Genomic DNA, 18,957 nt, shown 5'->3' on the forward strand with positions numbered 1-18,957 from the left:
GGCTTGCGAAAGCCAACTTGCACGGGGCGAAGGATCAAAAAGTGCTCGCTGGCGGTGATAGGGAAAGTGTCGGCGCCGGCTTCACGGATTCAGGAATTTGCTATAGCCAAAATTATCCTCTAGCTCTGAATTCAAGCAATAAAGACATTGCCTCAGTGATTAGAGCTCCTTATTATCCGCTTAAAAACACACCAAGGGGGCTAAGATGCTTTTTCGGATGTTCATTCAGCTTTTTCACTACTTTGGGCAGTTGGGTATTGGCAGCTTACCGAAAGCCTACGCTTTTGGTAAGTACTGGAGTAGTGTCGTAGCAGGCTGTTCGTCTTCTCGTTACTTCCACGCTGGCCAAAGCAAGTTGTTGTATAATTTTAAGAAATAAGTCTATTTTCTGGCTCAGCACTCATGGCGTTAAACGGTTCTAAAGCGGACTTGATAGCTTTAATGGTGCCATTATTGAAACGACAACCGAGCTGAATATGCCCAGGGAATTAACCACTCACTACTCATAGCGATCTTTCCAGCGTTGGCGGTTGACCTGTTCCTTGAGCATTTCAAGAATGTCGTAGAGAACCTGTTCGGTCACATGGTGGCTGCCTTCATCAACGGTCAGCCAGGTATCAAAGCCACTGTCGGCAGTGCGTTCTACCAGCTGGCGAAATTCCGTTGAGTGGATGCCGAGTGCTAGTTCATCGACCAGCCGTTGGGCGATACCGCTTAGCGATTCCTCCATGGCACTGGCGGCGGGCTGCCCCATGGGTAGCCGCCGTAAGCGCTGAATTTCGGGGCTTTCGCGGAGACTGCGGCTAACCAGCTCGCGAATATACGCCATAATCTCAGGCCGGTTGCGTTGGTAAGATGTACCAACGGTCGCTTCTAAACGTTGGGTGATTTCATGAATCAACTGTGCTTTGCGCGGCATGACAACTCGGTCAATAACACGCTCCGTTAGCGAATCGCTGGCACGGATCTGTTGCTGTACGTTGCCCAGCAAACGAAGGGCAATGCGATCAGAGAGCTCTTCCAATAAAATATCGTAGTACTTAGCGGCAAATTGGTAGGCTGACCAGCGCGTAACGTTAATGATACCCAAGCGGTGTAGGCGGTTGATGAGCGAGAATACCCGGAGGAGGCGTAGCCAACGGAAGCCCGCCAGGGGAATACAGCCGAGCACGTCATACCAGTGCACAAAGGGGTAGAAGAACCAGCGGTGGTAGCGTCGCTCGGCAATAGCCACTGACCAGCCCAGCAGTACATCGACCACAAAAATGGCCACAAATACCAGGTCAATGCTGAAAAAGCGACTGTGAATCGCCTCGTCGTAGAATGCATGAAAGCCAGGCGCGATGTTGGCGATGCCCTGATTGATGGGATCGAACAGAAACAGTGAATCAAACAGCAGCAGTGAAAGGTTGATTATCACTGCCGTGAGAATGAAAAAGTCCCAGCCAAGATGGGCAAATTCAACCGCTTTAGGCAGATGCGGATAACGTTCCCTGGCGGGCATACGAACTCCTTGTCGTTGGGACGTGCGGGGCTGACTATTGGCTCTGAGACTGATGCTGTTGCTGCGTTAGCAGCTCTTGTTGCTCCGCTTGCTTGCGTAATTTTTTGCGCAGGGCTGCCTTTTCAAAACGCAATTTTTGCAGTGATGTTGCCAGGGTGAGTGGCGGTACGCTGGCTGGGTTACCGTCAGCATCCACTGCCACCATGGTCAGGTAGCAGCTATTGGTATGCCGAATCAATTTGTTGCGGATATCTTCGGCGACAACCTTAATGCCAATTTCCATTGAAGAGCGGCCAACATGGTTAACGCTGGCTAAAAAAGTAACCAGTTCACCCACGTGAATCGGTTGTTTAAATAGCACCTGATCCACCGACAAGGTCACCACATAATGGCCTGAATAGCGGCTGGCGCAGGCGAAGGCGACTTCGTCTAGCTTTTTAAGAATCGCGCCACCGTGCACTTTGCCGCTGAAGTTTGCCATGTCGGGCGTCATCAGCACTGTCATCGATAGTTCATGCTGCCCAGGGAGGGCGGTGTGTTCGCTAATGTCAGTGTCTGACATACCATCTTCCTTCTGTGATCACTGCCTGCCCCAGCGTAGTGTCAAACTGAGCGGCAGGCAGTGAATGAGAGGCTGCTTTAAAACCACACAAGCCCGACGGAGATAATAGCACCGGTAATAAATAGCTGAATCAGGCAGAAGCCCATAATATCTTTGGCTTTCAGCCCGGCAATCGCGAGTACTGGCAGTGCCCAGAAAGGCTGCAGCAAGTTAGTCCATGCATCACCCCAGGCAACCGCCATGGCAACGCGAGCGATATCGGCGCCCAGTGCCTCTGCCGCAGGCAACATAACCGGAGCTTGCACGGCCCACTGGCCACCGCCGGAAGGCACAAACAGGTTCACAATGCCTGCACTGAGGAATGACCAGAAGGGTAAAGAAGTCGCAGTGGCAAACGATACCAGCCACTCAGACATGCTCTCAGCCAACCCTGACTGAACCATGATCGCCATGATGCCCGCATAAAACGGAAACTGAATGACGATACCCGCGCCGCCTTTAATCGCTTCGTTCAAGCTGTTAAGCAGGTTGCGGGGGGTACGGTGCAGCACAATAGCTAAAAACAGAAACAGAAAGTTAACCACGTTGAGGTTCAAGCTGCCGCCCCGTATTAAAAAGTGGTCGAGCAAAAACAGCAGGCCTGGAATGCCGACCAGCAGCGCAAGCGCCATGCTGTTTTCAAGGCGTTCTGCGGGGCGAGTAATTCGACCTACAGGCTCTGGCTCATCGTTCAGCACGCTAGGGTCAACGTAGACGCTATCTTTCTCATCCGGCAGCATCATACGGTTTACTAAGGGAATAGCGATAAACAGGCAGGCGACGATAGCGATGTTAAAGAAAGCGAAAATTGTTGAACCGGTGCTAACCACGCCTATTTGGTCGGCGGAAAAATGGCCTTCGGTGGCGATCGTTAGCGGAATAGATCCCGCTAAACCACCATGCCACACCACAAAGCCTGAGTAGGCACTGGCCACCAGTAGTCGGTAGTCCACGCGAATCAGGCGAGCCAGCTCTTTAGCGAACAGCGCGCCGACCACAAGGCCAAAGCCCCAGTTGATCCAGCTTGCTGCCAATGAAACCAGCGTCACTAAGATGATCGCGCCGCCAGGTGTTTTGGCAGTGCCAGCGATTTTTTGCAGAATACGTTTTACTGGCGGTGAGCTTGCCAGCATAAAACCAGTGACCAGCACCAGCAGCATCTGCATCGAGAAGGTAAGCAGTCCCCAGAAGCCATCGCCCCAGAAGCGCAGCACCGCCAGCGGCGTTTGGCGCTCAACAGCAATGGCAGCGACCGCCGCGATTAACGTCAGCAGTAGCACGAAAATATAGGGATCGGGTAGATAGCGCTCAACCAGCTTAACCGCCGGTTTTGATATCATTTTAAGCATGGGATGCTCTCTTTATTCATTATTAGGAAATGGCTAAGCAGTGCCTTGGCTGTGCATAGGGAGTGCAAGTGCATGGCTAATATACGGGGGAGCGCGGCTTTTTTCACGTTGAAGGTATCCACTTCATCTCACGTTAGCGCCCTTACTGCTCATCGTGCCCGTTTTATTGCCAGTGGGTAAGGCGATAGCGGCGATAGTAATGAATCAGTACGGCAGAGCGAACGAGGGTAAACAGCATAAACGCAAGCCAAAGGCCATGATTGCCTAGCCCTTGGGTAAACCACCAAGCGGGCAGGTAGGCCGCGAGCCCAATAAAAATACTATTGCGCATTTCGCGCACGGCGGTGGTGCCAATAAACACCCCATCAAGTAGGTAGCTCCATACGGCTATCAGCGGCATGACCACCATCCACGGCAGGTACTGCGCCGCTGTAGTGCGCACCTCTTCAAGCCCGGTGAGCAATGCGATCAGGCCATTGCCGCCTAGCGCAAACAGCACGGCGGCAGCACCCGCCGTCCAGAATGAGAAACGGGCGGCAGCGCGCACCGTAGCGGCAAACTCACGCCAGTCTTTACGACCGTAAGCGCGACCAATCAGTGATTCGGCGGCGTGGGCAAAGCCATCCAGGGCATAGCTGGTCAGCATGATAAATTGCAGTAGCACCGCATTGGCAGCTAATACTGTATCTCCCTGGCGGGCGCCCTGGGCGGTAAAGAATGCCATCGCAAACAGCAGGCCGAGGGTGCGTACAAATAGATTGGCGTTGACGTTAAACAGTGCTGCGTAAGCCGCCAGTGCTAGCAGGCGCTCGCGTAAGAAATGGCCTTCTAATCGGGCTAGCTGGCGCACCACTAAGTAGCTGCCGAACGCTAACGCGCTGTAGTCAGCGATTACGCTTGCCCAGGCTACGCCGTTGCTGGTCATTCCTAGCCCGACGACAAACCATAAATCCAGCACGATATTAACGCCGTTGGTTAGCAGCAAAATCATTAACGTGACACGCGAATTTTGCTGACCCAGAAACCAGCCCAGGATGGCATAATTGGCCAGCACCGCTGGCGCTGACCAGAGACGTATATGAGCGTATTCACACGCTATGTTAGTAGCTACGTCGCTACCATCTAACAGCCACAAGCCTAGCGTAATCAGCGGTGAGGAAAACAAAATAAGCAACGTGCCAATCACCAGCGCCATGATCAACGATTGCCCCAGCAGGTTGCGTACATCAGCGTCGCTTTCGCGCCCCATGGCTTGAGCGACCAATCCCGTGGTGCCCATACGCAAAAAGCCAAAACCCCAATAGAGAAAGCTAAATAGTGTGGCGCCTAAGGTAACGCCGGCGAGATAGCGAGAGTCGGGCAGGTGGCCGACCACGGCGGTATCCACCAGCCCGAGTAGCGGGACGGTGATGTTGGAGAGGATGATTGGCCAGGCGAGGGCCCAAATCCGCATTAGGCTTAGGCGGCAGTGATGATGCGGTACTTCTTCATCAACTGCTCTTGGGTCTCGTGGCGTTCAGGGTCAAGCGGGATACAATCTACCGGACAGACCTGCTGACACTGCGGCTCGTCGTAGTGACCGACGCACTCGGTGCATAGATTCGGGTCGATGACATAAATCTCCTCACCAGGAGAGATGGCATCATTGGGGCATTCGGGCTCACAGACGTCGCAATTAATGCATTCGTCGGTAATCATCAGGGCCATGGGCATACCTCGCGGATGGCGTTAGGCTAGCTAGTGTAGTGTTTACGCAGCGCCTCGGCGACCTGTGGATGTACCAAGGGGGAAATATCACCGCCGAGCTTGGCAATTTCACGCACAATGGTTGAGGAAATATACGAATTTTCTACCGCTGGAGTTAAAAACACGCTTTCAAGCTCTGGGTTTTGAGCACGATTCATATTGGCAAGCTGTAGTTCGTACTCAAAGTCGGAGACGGCGCGCAGACCGCGTAGAATTATCGTCGCCCCTTGCTCATGCATCATCGTAGTGAGCAGCGTTGAAAAGCCGATAACCTCAACGTTAGGCAGCGATGCGCAGACCGCTTTCGCTAAGGCCATGCGCGTTTCCAGGTCGAGGCTGGGACTTTTGCCTGGGCTTGCTGCCACCGCAATGACCACCTTGTCGAACATGCGCGCGCCGCGCTCAATCAGGTCAAAGTGACCATTGGTAATGGGGTCGAAGGTGCCGGGGTAGACGGCGATATTCACTTTATTAGCGCTCATCGCGACGTTTCCTCATCCAGACGGCCAAAGGGGTTATCGCTGGTTAACGAAACGGCATGATTGTAACCAGGTATGTGAATCCGATCGGCATGAATATCGAGCTCTGGCCCTTCAAGTACCGCTTCACCAAACTGATAGCGGGGGGCATAGTGCCCACGATCTGCTTGTTGGATAAAGGCGGCGGCGGCTTCGCGTACTGCTTCGCGACGCTCTTTCCAGGCACTGATGGCGTCGGCTCCGTGGCGCTGAGTCAGCAAGCGCTCGGTGACTGCGGGTGAGAGCACCACGCCGGTGGCATTGTTGCCGCCAAAGCCTTTGGCATTGATAAAGGCGGCATCGGCCCGAAATGACTGCGCCGTTTGCGAAAAACATAAGCGGTCTGCATATACATCGTCAGCGACGGCATCCAGGGTGGGGATGCCCGGAAGTAAATCGTGGGCAAAGCTGCCCAGGGCGCTTGCCAGTTGGTCACCCGCGGCAGAGCCTTGGGAGTGGCCAATAAACGCTTTAATTGCTACCACTGGCCAATCGGTAATGCCGTTAGCACGAGCTATCTCATCAAACACGTGGGATTCGGTAATACGGTTTTTTGGCGTGCTGGTGCCATGGGCATGCAAAAAAGTACGCTCTTTAAGCGCTTTTTCACCCAACATCTCGCGCACAAAAGCAGCCGCTTTACCCAGCGTGATGTAATTGCCAATACCCGGTGCAGAAATTGAGCGCTTATAGCCGTCAGCATTCACAAATACTTCCGGCACTGCGCCGAGAATGTCAGCGCCAACTTCCAGCGCTAAAGCGTCGTCCATTAATAGGACGAACTGGCTGGCTTCGGCCATGGTAAAACCGCAGTTGCGGGCAAAGGGGCGACAAGCGCGCTGGTAGTCACTATCGGTGAGCAGTTCCAGGGCATCTAATGCTTTCAACCCCGCGTCATCTGCCAGGGCGCCCATGGCCCGGAAACCTTCGATAATTTCTGGCGTGATGGGGGCGTCCGCAGTGCCCACCATCACTACCCGGCGACGGCCAGCGCGAATATCATCAATGCCTAAACGCAGGTTATAAAGAAAGCTGGCGCAAGCACCCAGTGCCGCGCCCGTGCCGCCTACGCTGCCAAGCACATACGCATTCAAAAAATCCGCGGGCATTTGGCCGTATCCCAGCGGCATCTGCTTTGAAGTGGCGCGTTGACCACTGACTAAGCTTTTCAGTAAGCCACCCCAGCCTTGATCATCCAACTGACCGATGGAGTTCCCAGCGTAAACGGCAATATGATCCGGGTTTAACTGCTGACGCAGTGTCTCCCAAGACAAACCGCTGGCACCTAGACAGTCGCTGGCACCGAATACCGCCAGTGATAGGCCACGGGGATGGTGCACGCTGCGGTAAAGGCCCGCAGGATCAAAGCCGCTGGGTAACTGGGCAGCAGCGCGCACTTTGGAGACCTGCGCGTCCGGTAGCAGTACGTCTAATATCCCAGCAGGCACGCTGACCTCTACCTCGCGGGCATCGATATCGCGCACTTGCCAATCAGTGGGCAGGTGTTCAGGCAATTGACGGCGGCGCAGCGTAAAACGCAGCGGCTCAGCAAACTGCATGCTGGCCTGACGGTTAGACGGTAGGCCAGGGGCGAGAAAACGCGGGTCTTCATTGCGACGGATCAGGGTGTGATTAAGCACCCGTTCACGAAGCGAATCGGCCGGAGCGTCTACAGGCTGGCCAGAAGTGTCGTGCCAGCCATTTTCTGAATGCTCAACAAGACGCATAAGCGCCGCCAAGCCTTCCAGTGTCTGGCGTTGCTGGTCGGCAGGAAGGGCATCAAGCACAGTGCGGCGGAAGGCCTGATGGCCAGAGGTTCTGCCAGCGGGATTGATGCCGCCCATGCCGACAATCACCGGTAAGTGTGACAAGCCGGGTTCCTCGTAATGCGGTGGTGGTAACAATTATCGGCAACGGTATGAGCAGATTAGGGCTAGTACCATGCGCTTAATAAGTACATTAATAAGTTCGTCAGGCGTGATCATAGCACCGGGCGCGTAACGGCGTCATGCCGCAAGCGTTCGAGACTGATAGAATCATGCTTTTCAGCCGAGTGATGGCATGCAGCATAATTCTCGACCAGTGATCTCAAATCAGCCAGGTCCGCATCAGGATTTGATCCGCCGTGTAAACCGAGCGCTGGCGCATCCACTGCGCAAGCCGATCGCTGAACATACCAGGCATAACTTTACGTTTGCAGCAGAGTGGCTCCAGTCCCGCCAAGCCCCATTAATACTTGATTCAGGCTGTGGCGTGGGGATATCGACACGCCAACTGGCGGTGCAGTTCCCTACCCATGTGATCATTGGTGTGGATCGCAGTGAGGATCGCTTGGCACGTGACCACGGCGAGTTGCCATCTAATGCGCTACTGGTGCGGGCTGATCTCGTCGACTTCTGGCGCTTGGCCGAGCAGGCCGGATGGGCGCCCGAACGGCACTATTTGCTCTATCCGAACCCGTATCCCAAAGCGGGGCACTTAAAAATGCGCTGGCATGGCCATGCTGTTTTACCCACACTGTTGGCGCTTGGTGGTCGACTTGAGCTGCGATCAAACTGGGCGATTTACGTTGAAGAGTTTTCCTTGGCGGTTGCTCAGGTAACCGGCAAGCAGGCAGTGATTAACGAAATTGCGCCTAAAGATAACTACTTAACCCCGTTTGAAGCTAAGTATGCTCAAAGCGGGCAAGCGCTCTGGAAATTGTGCGTTGATTTGCAGCGGATATAGCGTTTGTTGGAGAGACACGGACGCAGGTACTAATGCTGCAGTTGATTTATAAAGCGATGTTTTTCCTAAATAAATGTGCATTGAGGTAGGTTGACGTAATGGATTTTCTTCACGCTTCTTTTATGAGTTCTATGTTTAGCTCTGGCCGCGTACGACGCTGGTCACTGGTGGCCGGATTGGCCACAGCGGCGCTATGTGCCAGTTCTAGCCTGTTCGCCGATTTCAATCGTTTAGGTCAGTTGCAGGACAAAGGGTTTTCGATTAGCGCTGAGGCACGCCTGTTAGACGCAGACTCGGGTTCAAATCCATTACTGGGTAGCCTAAATCCTGAGCGACAGCTGTCGCCTGCATCGGTAACCAAGGCTTACTTAGCGGCGGCAGCGCTAGAGCGTTTTGGCCCGCAGCACCGCTTTACCAGTCAACTTGTTAGCTTAGGCAGTGTCGATGGCGGCATGTTGCGCGGCGATTTGGTGTTTGAAGGCGGCGGTGATCCAGGACTGACCACTGAAAACCTGTGGCGCTTGGTGCAGCGCTTGCATTTGGCAGGTGTGCGTGAAGTGGATGGTGCGTTGGTGGTGAGCCAGTGGCGTTTTGGCCCGGTAGAGTGCATTACCACTGACCGTTGCAATGCCCGAACGCGAGTTGCCAATGCGTATAGCGCGCCGCTCTCGTCGGCGGGGGTCAACTTCGGCAGTTGGTGCGTTAACGTAGCGCCGGCTGCAACTGCCGGTGAACCCGCCAGAGTAGGTGTGTGCGATAGCCAGACATCGCTAATCACCATTGATAACCAAGTGGTTACCCGACCAGCTAACAGTGGCACTGAAATTAGCGCTGAACGGCTCACCGACGAACGCGGTGATGTAATGCGCTTAACCGGGCAAATTTCGACCAATGCTTCCGCTCAAGATATCTATCGCGGCGCAGGCGATGCCGCAGATAAAACGGCGCAGGTGTTGATGGGCATGTTGAATCAAGCGGGAATTCAGGTGCGTGAGCCGTGGCGGGTCAGCTCAACACAGCCACCCAGTAACGCACGGCGCTTGGCCGCGGTGGATAGTCAGCCGCTGCAAGAACTGTTACTGCGTATCATGAATTACTCCAATAACTATATGGCCGATGTGCTGGCGCTGGATCTTGTGAACACTCCACAGGCGCAGCTACGTCAAGCTGGTCAGGCCATTGAAACTTATGCTCAAGGCTTACCCGGTCACGGCCCGTTGACCATGTACAGTGGCAGTGGATTGACCACTGAAAACCGCACCTCCGCCCAAGGTGTTAACGTGATGCTTGAAAATATGTTCCACCAGAGTGCGCTGTTTCCAAGCTTCGTCGCCTCTTTTCAATCCCCCGCCAATGGCGTAATGCGCTTTATTCGCCGTGGCTCACCCATGTTCCAGAACAATGTCATGCTGAAAACCGGTACGCTGAACCAGCCGTTTGCTGTGCGCGCCGCCGCAGGCTATTTCCGCACTGCGCAAGGGCGCTGGGGGGTGTTTAGTGTCATGGTGAATGGCAGCAGCAGTACGCCCTATTTGAGCTGGCCTGAGGTGCTGGATCCATTGTCACTGGATCTAGATGCGATGATTTTAGCGAATTAATTTAACTCCACGCTCACAAGCTGAGGCGACGTGCATGAAACCTGGGCATACCGGCTTAACACATTTAGTTCACTCCACGCGCTATTCGCTGAAAGGCTTAAAAGCAGCATTTAGAAACGAAACGGCCTTTCGCCAAGAAGTGGTTATTACCGCGCTGCTGCTGCCTTTCGCCTGGTGGATAGGGGATAGCATCATCAGTTGGCTATTACTGGTAAGTAGCCTGTTTTTTGTGCTGATCGTGGAGCTTCTCAACAGTGCTATCGAGAACGTGGTCGACCGGATTGGGACTGAGCACCACGAGCTTTCTGGTCGGGCGAAGGATATTGGTTCGGCGGCGGTTATGCTGTCGCTGATCATGGCCGGACTCACGTGGGGCTTGTTGGGCTGGCAAAAATTCTTTGCTTAAGTTTTTTTAAACGCCGACAATTTTAAATATGTTTTAAAACGCTTGGCAGCGAGGTGGTATGCAAATGGACGTCGATTTTCTGCCCCTGACGGCGCTGCCAGCGTCGTTACATAAAGCGACCAATAAAGCTTGGCAGCGGTTAAGTGACGCGCTATCTCAAGCCGACAATATCGCTTCCATGACTAAACAGGAGCTGCCTTCGAGTAATTGGCAGGCGCTCTCCGCTCAGCGACGTGAAGCGTTAGCCAAAGTGCTGGCCATCTCCACCTTTGCACTGGATACCTTGGCGCGTTACCCCCACTGGCTAACCGAGCTGGATATTGCCGGTGAGCTTGATGCAAACCTGGGTCGGGAAGAGCTCGCTGGCTGGCTTAATGAATCCCTGGAGAGCGCTGAAGACGAAGAGGCCATGCAGCGGGCGATTCGGCGCTTTCGCCGTAAGCGCATGCTGGGGATTATTTGGCGCGATCTTAACCGTCCCGAAGGCCATTCCATGTGGGATACCGCCGCCGCGGTCTCCGAACTTGCTGAAATGTGTTTAGAGGCAGCGTTAACCTGGCTTGAGCAGTTTTATGCGCCGCGTTGGGGGTTGCCCGCCCCCCGCAAAGATGGCTCACCGCAGCGTCTTGTTATCCTTGGCATGGGCAAGCTGGGGGCGGGGGAGTTGAACCTCTCCTCCGATATCGATCTTATTTTTGCCTTCCCTGAAAAAGGCGAAACCCAAGGCGGTCGCAAGCCACTAGCGCATCAGGAGTATTTTACCAAGCTAGGCCAAAAGCTGATTGCCGCCCTGGATGCGATGACCGCTGATGGCTTTGCCTTCCGGGTTGATATGCGCTTGCGCCCGCTAGGCGATGGCGGTCCGTTGGTGGGTAGTTTTGCCATGCTCTCCAGCTACTATCAGGATCAAGGCCGCGAGTGGGAGCGCTATGCCATGTTGAAAGCGCGCCCGGTGGCAGGGGACTTGGACGCGGGTGACGAACTGCTGGCGGGACTACGACCCTTCGTATATCGCAAATATCTAGATTTTGGCGCGATTGAGTCGCTGCGTGAGCTCAAAGCGATGATCAATCGCGAAGTAAAACGCAAAGGCATGCAGAATAATATCAAGCTCGGCCCCGGTGGCATCCGTGAAGTCGAATTTGTGGTGCAGGCGTTTCAGTTGATTCGTGGTGGCCGGGATACGGAGCTGCAGGTCACGTCGCTTAACACCGCGCTCAAGCGCTTGCCTGATTTAGGGTTATTGCCGCAGGAGGTCGTCGATGAACTACTGCCCGATTACGCCTTTTTGCGCGATGTAGAACACGCCATTCAAGCCCTGGAAGATCGTCAGACGCAAACCTTGCCTAGCGATGATGTCGACCGTGAGCGGGTAGCGTTGGCCATGGGCCATGAGGACTGGCCGGGGCTGATTGCTCAGCTTGATGAAGTGCGTGAACGGGTACGTCAGCACTTTGATGCTGTGATTGCCGATCCCGAAGAGGATGTCGATGAAGCCAATGATGATGGCCAGCTTGGTTTAGCTCAGTGGCGGCTTATGTGGCGCGGCGAGCTCGATACGGAGGAGGCAATTGCGCACCTTACTGAGGCTGGTTTTAACGATCCCGACAAAGCCTTCAAGAGGCTACAAAGTCTTTACCACTCACGCCCAGTACAAAGCATGCAGCGCATTGGCTTTGAACGCCTAGACGCGTTAATGCCGCTGCTGCTGGATGCCGTGGCGGATAACGAAACACCGGATATCGCTTTGATAAGAGTGCAGCCGCTGATTGAGGCGGTGCTAAGGCGCACCGCTTATCTGGCGCTGCTGCGTGAAAATCCACAGGCGTTAGAACATTTAATGCACCTGTGTGTGGCGAGCCCCTGGATTGCAGAACAACTGGCACGCTACCCGATTCTGCTTGATGAGCTACTGACACCGGATACGCTATATACCCCCGCTGATAAAGCACGCCTGGCCGATGAACTGCGCCAAACGCTGAACCGTTTACCCGAAGATGACGAAGAGGCGCAGCTCGAAGCCCTGCGGGTGTTCAAGCACGCGCAAACGTTGCATGTGGCGGCATCGGATGTTGCAGGTACGCGGCCTTTAATGAAAGTTAGCGATTATTTAACCTTTATCGCTGAAGTGATCCTTGACGCGGTATTGGCTATGGCGTGGAAACATATCACCCGCAAACATGGCGTGCCGGAAGGCCTCAATACCCGCGAGGCTGCGTTTCTCATCGTCGGCTACGGCAAGTTAGGCGGCATCGAATTAGGCTACAGCTCCGATTTGGATCTGGTGTTTCTGCATGATAGCGACGGTAAAGGTGCTACAGACGGCCCGCGACCTATTGATACGCCGCTGTTTTTTACCCGTTTAGGGCAAAGAATTATTCATTTGCTTACAGCGGTAACCCCGGCAGGCTCTCTTTATGAGGTCGATATGCGCTTAAGACCTTCGGGTAATTCGGGCCTGCTGGTGACTTCATTGGCAGCATTTGCTGATTATCAGCGCCAAAATGCCTGGACTTGGGAGCATCAGGCGTTGGTGCGCGCCCGTGTGGTGGCAGGCAGCGATGCGCTGGCTGAGAAATTTAACCAACTGCGAGGCGATATCTTAGCTGGCAAGCGTAATAAAGCAGCACTGCGCGAAGAAGTCGTCAAAATGCGCCATAAAATGCGTGACCACCTTGGCAGTAAAGCAGCAAGCGAAACGTTTAACGTTAAGCACGATGCGGGCGGTATGGTGGATATTGAGTTTCTCTGCCAGTACGCGGTGTTAGCGCTTGCTAACCAAACGCCTGCGCTGCTTACCTACAGCGATAATATTCGTATTCTAGAGGTGTTAACCGAGAGTGGGCACTTACCTGCAGAAGAGTCAGAGCGCTTGCGTGAGGCTTATTTAGCCTACCGAAGTGCTACTCACCGAATGGCACTCACCGGAGAAAAAGCGTTGTGTGATGGTGATGCGTTTCGTACCCATCGAGACGTTGTGACGGCGCTCTGGGAGCACTTTCTTGAGCCACCCACCACCCATAATGACTAGGAAGATGTGATGATGCCAAGGAGTAAGGTAGGGCTGCCCGCATGATTGGACATATTCTGGCTACGCTGTTGCCGGTATTTTTAATCGCGGGCTGTGGTGCTGCTTATGGGCGTTACCGTACCCCGGATATCCGCAGTCTCAATACGCTTAATATGGAGCTGTTCGTTCCGTTGCTGGTATTTGCCGTGCTAGCGGATCGCCAAGCACCCTTAGCCGAGTACGCTTGGCTTGCCACAGCGGCCGTGGCGGTGGTGTTAGGGTCTGGCATTGTGCTGTGGCCGCTAGCTAAGTGGCTAAAGCTAGATATAAAAACCTTTCTTCCCCCCATGATGTTCAATAATGCGGGCAATATGGGGGTGCCGCTATTGGTATTAGCCTTCGGCCCAGATGCGTTACCCGCCGCAGTGGTCGTGTTCATTGTTGAAATGCTGCTGCACTTTTCGGTTGGGCTTTATATGCTCAACCCACGCACTTCGCTATGGCGAATGCTGCGTATGCCGATTGTGTTGGCGAGTCTGGCGGGTCTAACCGTCAATATTAGTGGGTTGCCTTTACCGGGCTGGCTATTGGAAGCCATGCATATGCTGGGTGGGGTATGTATTCCGCTAATGCTATTTGCATTGGGGGTGCGGCTGCTGGAGATCGACTTTAGCGATTGGCGTACCGGCATGCTAGGGGCGATACTGTGCCCGCTTTCTGGATTGGTTATTGCCTTGCCACTGATGTGGTTACTGCCGCTAACCGAGCTACAAATGGCCGTTTTGCTGGTGTTTGCCGCGCTGCCTCCAGCCGTGTTGAATTACTTGGTTGCCGAACAGTATAAATTAGCGCCGCAGAAAGTCGCGTCGCTGGTGCTGATTGGGAATTTAGGCAGTTTGGTAGTAATGCCGCTAACGTTAGCTGCGGCATTCACGTGGATATACGCGCCTATTTAGTAAAATCACCTATCTAGTAAAATTAACAGTAGCTAGGCGACACATTAATTACTCATTTTTCAGCCGCTTAGCGGTCATCTTTAACTTCGTAATGGCCTTCTAGCACGTCCTGATGTTCTGGACGAGAATTGTGTGAAGCTTCATGGTGGGATGTTTGATGGGCTGCGTATCCACCACCAATATCTTGCGCCTGCTGCGCACGCATCTGCTCCATGCGCTTTTTCATTTTATGACGCATAAACGGCATCATTGCCCAGCCGATCAGTAAGAAAAATAGGCCAAATACCACGCCTACAATCATTAACGCGCCAAAGGCCAACCACGTGAAAAGCAGCTTCAAGCCGCCAGCTAGGCCGGTTGGTTGGGTCTGCGCAGCACGTGCACGCCATTGATTGGCGGCTTGCCATGCAGCATTGCGTTGGTCGCGATTCATTTGTGGCATGAGAGCCTCCATCGGTTATTCGCACCCATTTGAACATAGTTGGTCGAGCAAGTTCACTTTTGGGCAATGCAGTAGCGAAACGTGGAATCACAGGTCTTGATTCAATTAAGTGACATAAACGTACCTGTAAATGCAGTTAGGTTTTTCAAATGTTAGTATTTAACTGTACAAGCGAGCGCCTAATGCACAATGTTTATCTAACAGGATGGTTATATGACTACACATGGAGGCAAGTCGGTTTTCATTGCATCAGTAGTGATTATCTTTGGCTTGGTGGTTGTCGGGGCAGCGTTCCCTGACGGTTTTGCTAACGCAGCAGAAGGTGCATTAACGGCGATTACTGAGCTGTTTGGCTGGTTTTATCTGTTTTCTGTCTTTGGGTTCGTGATTTTTTTGTTCGGCCTTGCGCTGAGTAAATATGGAAAAGTACGCTTAGGCCCACAGGATAGTCGCCCCAGCTACTCGTTTTTTTCCTGGGTTAGCATGCTATTAGCGGCTGGTTTTGGCGTAGGTTTGGTGTTTTATGGTATGGCCGAACCGATGTTTCACTACATTGAACCACCCTATGGCGATGTAACCGCCGAAACAGAAGCTGCAGCCCGTTACGCGATTCAGTACAGCTACTTTAATTGGGGTATTCACCAGTGGGCAGCGTTCTCCATCGTTGGTTTGATCATTGCTTATTTTCAGTTTCGTAAAGGGCAGGCTGGATTGGTCTCTTCGGTACTGTCTTCGGTAACGGCTAAGCATCCCAGAATCCGCCCATACGCTTCTTGGTTAGATGTGTTTGCCGTCGTCGCCACTGTCATGGGGGTTGCCACTTCGCTTGGCCTGGGCGTCCTGCAAATGAATGGCGGTTTGAATGCCGTGTTTGGTCTGCCTGAAAACGGCCTTTGGCAGTTTGTTATTCTTTTTGTGATGTTCTGTGCCTATATGGCATCTACCTGGTCTGGACTGGATAAAGGCATTAAGCGCCTTTCCAACCTTAATATGATCTTATGTATTGGGTTGATGCTGTATGTGCTCATCACTGGGCCCACGCTGGCCATTTTAGAAACGATTACCGTGGGGATTGGCGATTATTTGCAAAATTTTATCGGCATGAGTCTGCGTATTTCGCCCTATAGTGATAATGAGTGGGCCAGTAGCTGGACGATCTTTTACTGGGCATGGGTCATCGCATGGTCACCCTTTGTGGGGACTTTTGTTGCCCGTGTATCTCGTGGCCGCACCATTAAAGAGTATGTGTTTGGGGTGTTACTTGTACCCCCCCTGCTAGCCTGCCTGTGGATTGGTGTATTTGGTGGTGCGGCACTGCATATGGAGCTTAATGGCACCGATGTAGGGCTTGCCGAAGCAACTCAGGCTAATATAACGGTGGCGTTGTTCGAGATGTTTGAACTGATGCCGTTTTCAGGCGTGCTTTCCGTTGTGGCCATGATGCTGATCTTTATTTTCCTGGTCACATCTGCCGACTCGGCTTCGTATATTGTGGCGCAAATGACCGATAATGGTTCGATTAATCCACCGTTGTATAAGCGTGTCATTTGGGGTGTTTTGATTGCGGCTATCTGCCTGACGCTAATTGCCTCGGGAGGTTTAACAGGGCTTCAATCGGCAGCAGTGCTGTCAGCACTGCCATTCACCTTTATACTGTATATGATGATTATTGTACTAATGCGTGAACTGCGCGCAGATCGCAAGGCGATGCTGACACAGCTTTATCATCGTCATGGTGAAACACCTGTTGGCGCTGACGCTTTTGAAGCTGAGTTATTAGGTGAAGAAGAACGCCTGCGTCGCGCGCCTAATGTGATCAATCGGCGTATTAATAGATAGTCTAAATATGCTTGCGTTAGCGTCTGTTATGGGTGCAGGCAATTCCAGGAGCAACGACACATGGAGCGAGGATGCTAATGGCTCGGCATGGACGCCACGGTGCGACGCGAAGGCAGCCCAAAGGGGTTGCCTTTGACCGATGGCTTGATCGCGTGGTGACCGTGGCGGTGCTAACGGCTATGGTCATTGGCCTTACCGCGGTGCTCGCCCACTGGTTACTCTAATGCTACTCGTGCTCCTCCGTAAGCAGTGGTCGTTCGCCCGGCTTTAGGCCGGGCGTTTGCTTGTAGCTACCCGGTTACGACCCTGTTTCTTAGCTTGGTAGAGCTGCTGGTCGGCGCGTTCAATGAGCGTTTCTGGACTGATGCTTTGTCCGGGAGACATGCTAGAAACCCCCATACTAATGGTTAAGTCTGAATGAGTGCTTGAAAAGGCATGCGGAATTGCCAGCGAGAGCACTGCTTCGCGTAAACCGTTAGCAATGCTGACCGCCTCATCATGGTCTTGATTGGGCAGTACACAAACAAACTCCTCTCCACCGTATCGTGCCAGCAAATCCTGGGATGGATCGATGCAGTGATGGAGTATATTGGCCACCGCGCGCAGTGTATCGTCGCCCATTGCATGCCCATAGTGGTCATTAAATTCTTTAAAATTGTCGATATCGATAAAAATGACCGACAACGGCTTTTGAGTGTGTTGAGCGATATGCCACTGCTGCTTATAAAACTGATCGAAGAGACGGCGATTAGGCACTCCTGTTAAGCCATCGATATTAGAAAGATGATGCAGTTGATCTCGCTGTTCCAGACCTTGCTGGAACGCGTTTAAAAGATGATCAAGACTGTCGACTAAATGGCCCAGCTCATCGTTCTGGTGACCGCGAAGGCGTGGCTTAGGCCATTTGCCTGGCTGGGTGGGGTCGGTGCCGATAATCGCAGCGTGTACTTTGAGTAGTGGACGGGTAATAAAAAAGTGGAAAAAGGTAATCACCACAATACTTAAAATAAAGGCTTGAAGTATGCTGAGTCCTACCACTGAATAGATGCGCTCTAGAAACTGCTGAGTTAAATAAGCTTCGGCTAATCGCAGCTCAATGTTGCCCACAATGGCATCAGGCAGATCGCTGCCCATGTAATACTCAAGATCCGTTTGATGATGCAACACATCGCCAAACAAACGCTGGCTAAGCCAGGTCGAATTAGCTTCTCCAACAGCGTTGAATTCCGCTAAGGAGCGACCAAAATCATCTCTAATGACCACCCAAGCCACTTCATCATTAAACAAGCCATAAGCTATTTGGTGCGCAAGGTCAGGGTTAAGTTGAAAGGCGGCCTCTGCTGCAGCGCCGTTGACAATCGCAAGCTGCTGCGCGGTCCGTAGTTGTACCTCTTGGCGCATATTAGAGGCATGGCTAATTAACTCGATGCTGCCCGCGACCGTACTAATGAGCATGGCGATCAGAAGCGTTAGCAGCGCTTGCTTGAAGGTCAAGCTGCCCCTTCTAGGCGTAGCGCCCACTGCAGAGAACGATAATTTGCTACGAGACCGCATTATTGATCCCCCGCTATAGGCGGGCGTAGCGTATCCAGCTGTGTTTGCAGCCGTGCTAGCAGGACTTCAGATACGCTTGGGTGGCAGGCGAGATAGAGCGGGGCGTGGGAAAAAGTAAATAAATGCGCTAGCGCGATATCGAGTTCTTCTGCCATAAACTCACCGGTCGCTTTGCCGGTCACAATCACATCAATCAGGCCCGCCTTTAAGCGCGCAATATTTTCTCTTTCTGACGGTGCGCGCAGAACATTAATGTCATGGTTGGCAACATAATCACCAACGGCGTCTTCACGAAAACTGCCTACTCGCCAAACGTTTAAATCTGCCAGTGAGGTTATCGAAAGATCACGTTCGGCTAAGCTAAACGCTGCCCATTCATTGGTCACCAGTGGCCCTACCCATTGAAACAGTGCTTCACGTTCAGGTGTTCGGGTGGTGGAGTAGACGCAGTGATGACTGCTTAAACGTGCTGCAGTGTAAGCGCGTGCCCAGGGCAAAAGCTGGAAGCGGGCTTGAATGTCAGCCTGACGTAGCGCGGTACGCAGCAGTAGTGTGGCACTGCCAATAATTTGCCCTTGGTCATCTAAGTAATTGAACGGTGGGTACTCTTCGGTGTTAATGACCAGGTGCATTGCGTGTATTGGCATGGCATGAAGCGATACTCCGAAAAAGCCGATAGCGATGAGAAGAGCTGGTCTTATGCGGTT

18 protein-coding genes are annotated in these 18,957 nt (G+C 53.0%); 8 read left to right on the forward strand and 10 right to left on the reverse strand.

Translation table 11 applies throughout. From position 1 onward, the window contains the following. The coding region (locus tag ACQKE4_RS15035) for a hypothetical protein (protein WP_427389174.1) at positions 1-311 on the forward strand (311 nt) is incomplete at its 5' end. Between the two features lie 188 nt (positions 312-499). On the opposite strand, the gene ACQKE4_RS15040 is transcribed toward ACQKE4_RS15035, so the two are convergent. The 7 genes from ACQKE4_RS15040 to ACQKE4_RS15070 all read right to left on the reverse strand — a co-directional run bounded on the left by ACQKE4_RS15040 (position 500) and on the right by ACQKE4_RS15070 (position 7,562). Next, on the reverse strand, positions 500-1,504 hold the full coding sequence (locus ACQKE4_RS15040) for an ion transporter (protein ID WP_427389175.1): 1,005 nt from the start codon (positions 1,502-1,504) through the stop codon (positions 500-502). A gap of 34 nt (positions 1,505-1,538) precedes the next feature. Next, the gene (locus tag ACQKE4_RS15045) at positions 1,539-2,066 is read right to left on the reverse strand and encodes an acyl-CoA thioesterase (RefSeq protein ID WP_427389176.1); all 528 of its coding nucleotides are present in this window, start codon (positions 2,064-2,066) and stop codon (positions 1,539-1,541) included. Between the two features lie 77 nt (positions 2,067-2,143). After that, complete coding sequence (locus tag ACQKE4_RS15050) at positions 2,144-3,454, reverse strand: short-chain fatty acid transporter (RefSeq protein WP_427389177.1); 1,311 nt, start codon at positions 3,452-3,454, stop codon at positions 2,144-2,146. A 163-nt stretch (positions 3,455-3,617) separates the two neighbouring features. Next, positions 3,618-4,907 carry an MATE family efflux transporter gene (locus tag ACQKE4_RS15055; RefSeq protein ID WP_427389178.1) on the reverse strand — a complete coding sequence of 430 codons (1,290 nt, stop codon included), beginning with the start codon at positions 4,905-4,907 and terminating at the stop codon, positions 3,618-3,620. A gap of 5 nt (positions 4,908-4,912) precedes the next feature. After that, the gene (locus ACQKE4_RS15060) at positions 4,913-5,161 is read right to left on the reverse strand and encodes a YfhL family 4Fe-4S dicluster ferredoxin (RefSeq protein ID WP_035585565.1); all 249 of its coding nucleotides are present in this window, start codon (positions 5,159-5,161) and stop codon (positions 4,913-4,915) included. Positions 5,162-5,187: 26 nt separating this feature from the next. Next, a complete protein-coding gene (gene coaD, locus ACQKE4_RS15065) occupies positions 5,188-5,682 on the reverse strand; it encodes a pantetheine-phosphate adenylyltransferase (RefSeq protein WP_427389179.1) in 495 nt (164 codons plus the stop codon). Next, positions 5,679-7,562, reverse strand: coding sequence for a beta-ketoacyl synthase (locus ACQKE4_RS15070; protein WP_427389217.1), 1,884 nt, complete (start codon positions 7,560-7,562; stop codon positions 5,679-5,681). The genes coaD and ACQKE4_RS15070 overlap by 4 nt, the downstream gene beginning before the upstream one ends. A 217-nt stretch (positions 7,563-7,779) precedes the next feature. Between ACQKE4_RS15070 and trmB the strand changes: the two genes are divergently transcribed. From trmB to ACQKE4_RS15095, 5 genes are all read left to right on the forward strand, one after another. Then, on the forward strand, positions 7,780-8,445 hold the full coding sequence (gene trmB / locus ACQKE4_RS15075) for a tRNA (guanine(46)-N(7))-methyltransferase TrmB (RefSeq protein ID WP_427389180.1): 666 nt from the start codon (positions 7,780-7,782) through the stop codon (positions 8,443-8,445). 131 nt (positions 8,446-8,576) lie between these two features. After that, positions 8,577-10,043, forward strand: coding sequence for a D-alanyl-D-alanine carboxypeptidase/D-alanyl-D-alanine endopeptidase (gene dacB, locus ACQKE4_RS15080; RefSeq protein ID WP_427389218.1), 1,467 nt, complete (start codon positions 8,577-8,579; stop codon positions 10,041-10,043). Positions 10,044-10,077: 34 nt separating this feature from the next. Further along, positions 10,078-10,449, forward strand: coding sequence for a diacylglycerol kinase (locus ACQKE4_RS15085; protein WP_427389181.1), 372 nt, complete (start codon positions 10,078-10,080; stop codon positions 10,447-10,449). A 58-nt stretch (positions 10,450-10,507) separates the two neighbouring features. Continuing rightward, complete coding sequence (glnE, locus tag ACQKE4_RS15090; RefSeq protein WP_427389182.1) at positions 10,508-13,480, forward strand: bifunctional [glutamate--ammonia ligase]-adenylyl-L-tyrosine phosphorylase/[glutamate--ammonia-ligase] adenylyltransferase; 2,973 nt, start codon at positions 10,508-10,510, stop codon at positions 13,478-13,480. A 41-nt stretch (positions 13,481-13,521) separates the two neighbouring features. Then, positions 13,522-14,415: an AEC family transporter gene (locus ACQKE4_RS15095; RefSeq protein ID WP_427389183.1), complete on the forward strand. Its 894-nt coding sequence runs from the start codon at positions 13,522-13,524 to the stop codon at positions 14,413-14,415. A 67-nt stretch (positions 14,416-14,482) separates the two neighbouring features. Here the strand turns inward: ACQKE4_RS15095 and ACQKE4_RS15100 are convergent, their stop codons facing one another. Further along, positions 14,483-14,857: a hypothetical protein gene (locus tag ACQKE4_RS15100; protein ID WP_427389184.1), complete on the reverse strand. Its 375-nt coding sequence runs from the start codon at positions 14,855-14,857 to the stop codon at positions 14,483-14,485. A gap of 213 nt (positions 14,858-15,070) precedes the next feature. On the opposite strand from ACQKE4_RS15100, the gene ACQKE4_RS15105 reads away from it, so the two are divergent. Both ACQKE4_RS15105 and ACQKE4_RS15110 read left to right on the forward strand, forming a co-directional pair. Further along, the gene (locus tag ACQKE4_RS15105; protein WP_427389185.1) at positions 15,071-16,696 is read left to right on the forward strand and encodes a BCCT family transporter; all 1,626 of its coding nucleotides are present in this window, start codon (positions 15,071-15,073) and stop codon (positions 16,694-16,696) included. Positions 16,697-16,773: 77 nt separating this feature from the next. Then, a complete protein-coding gene (locus ACQKE4_RS15110) occupies positions 16,774-16,920 on the forward strand; it encodes a hypothetical protein (RefSeq protein ID WP_427389186.1) in 147 nt (48 codons plus the stop codon). A gap of 43 nt (positions 16,921-16,963) precedes the next feature. Here the strand turns inward: ACQKE4_RS15110 and ACQKE4_RS15115 are convergent, their stop codons facing one another. Together ACQKE4_RS15115 and ACQKE4_RS15120 are read right to left on the reverse strand one after the other, a co-directional pair. Continuing rightward, positions 16,964-18,250 (reverse strand): GGDEF domain-containing protein, encoded by a 1,287-nt coding sequence (locus ACQKE4_RS15115; protein WP_427389187.1) that lies wholly within the window; start codon positions 18,248-18,250, stop codon positions 16,964-16,966. Continuing rightward, positions 18,250-18,897 (reverse strand): substrate-binding periplasmic protein, encoded by a 648-nt coding sequence (locus ACQKE4_RS15120; RefSeq protein ID WP_427389188.1) that lies wholly within the window; start codon positions 18,895-18,897, stop codon positions 18,250-18,252. The genes ACQKE4_RS15115 and ACQKE4_RS15120 overlap by 1 nt, the downstream gene beginning before the upstream one ends. Positions 18,898-18,957: the final 60 nt, after the last annotated feature.

Origin of the sequence: Halomonas sp. NPDC076908 (assembly GCF_050269715.1) — a bacterium.
Classification (GTDB): domain Bacteria; phylum Pseudomonadota; class Gammaproteobacteria; order Pseudomonadales; family Halomonadaceae; genus Vreelandella.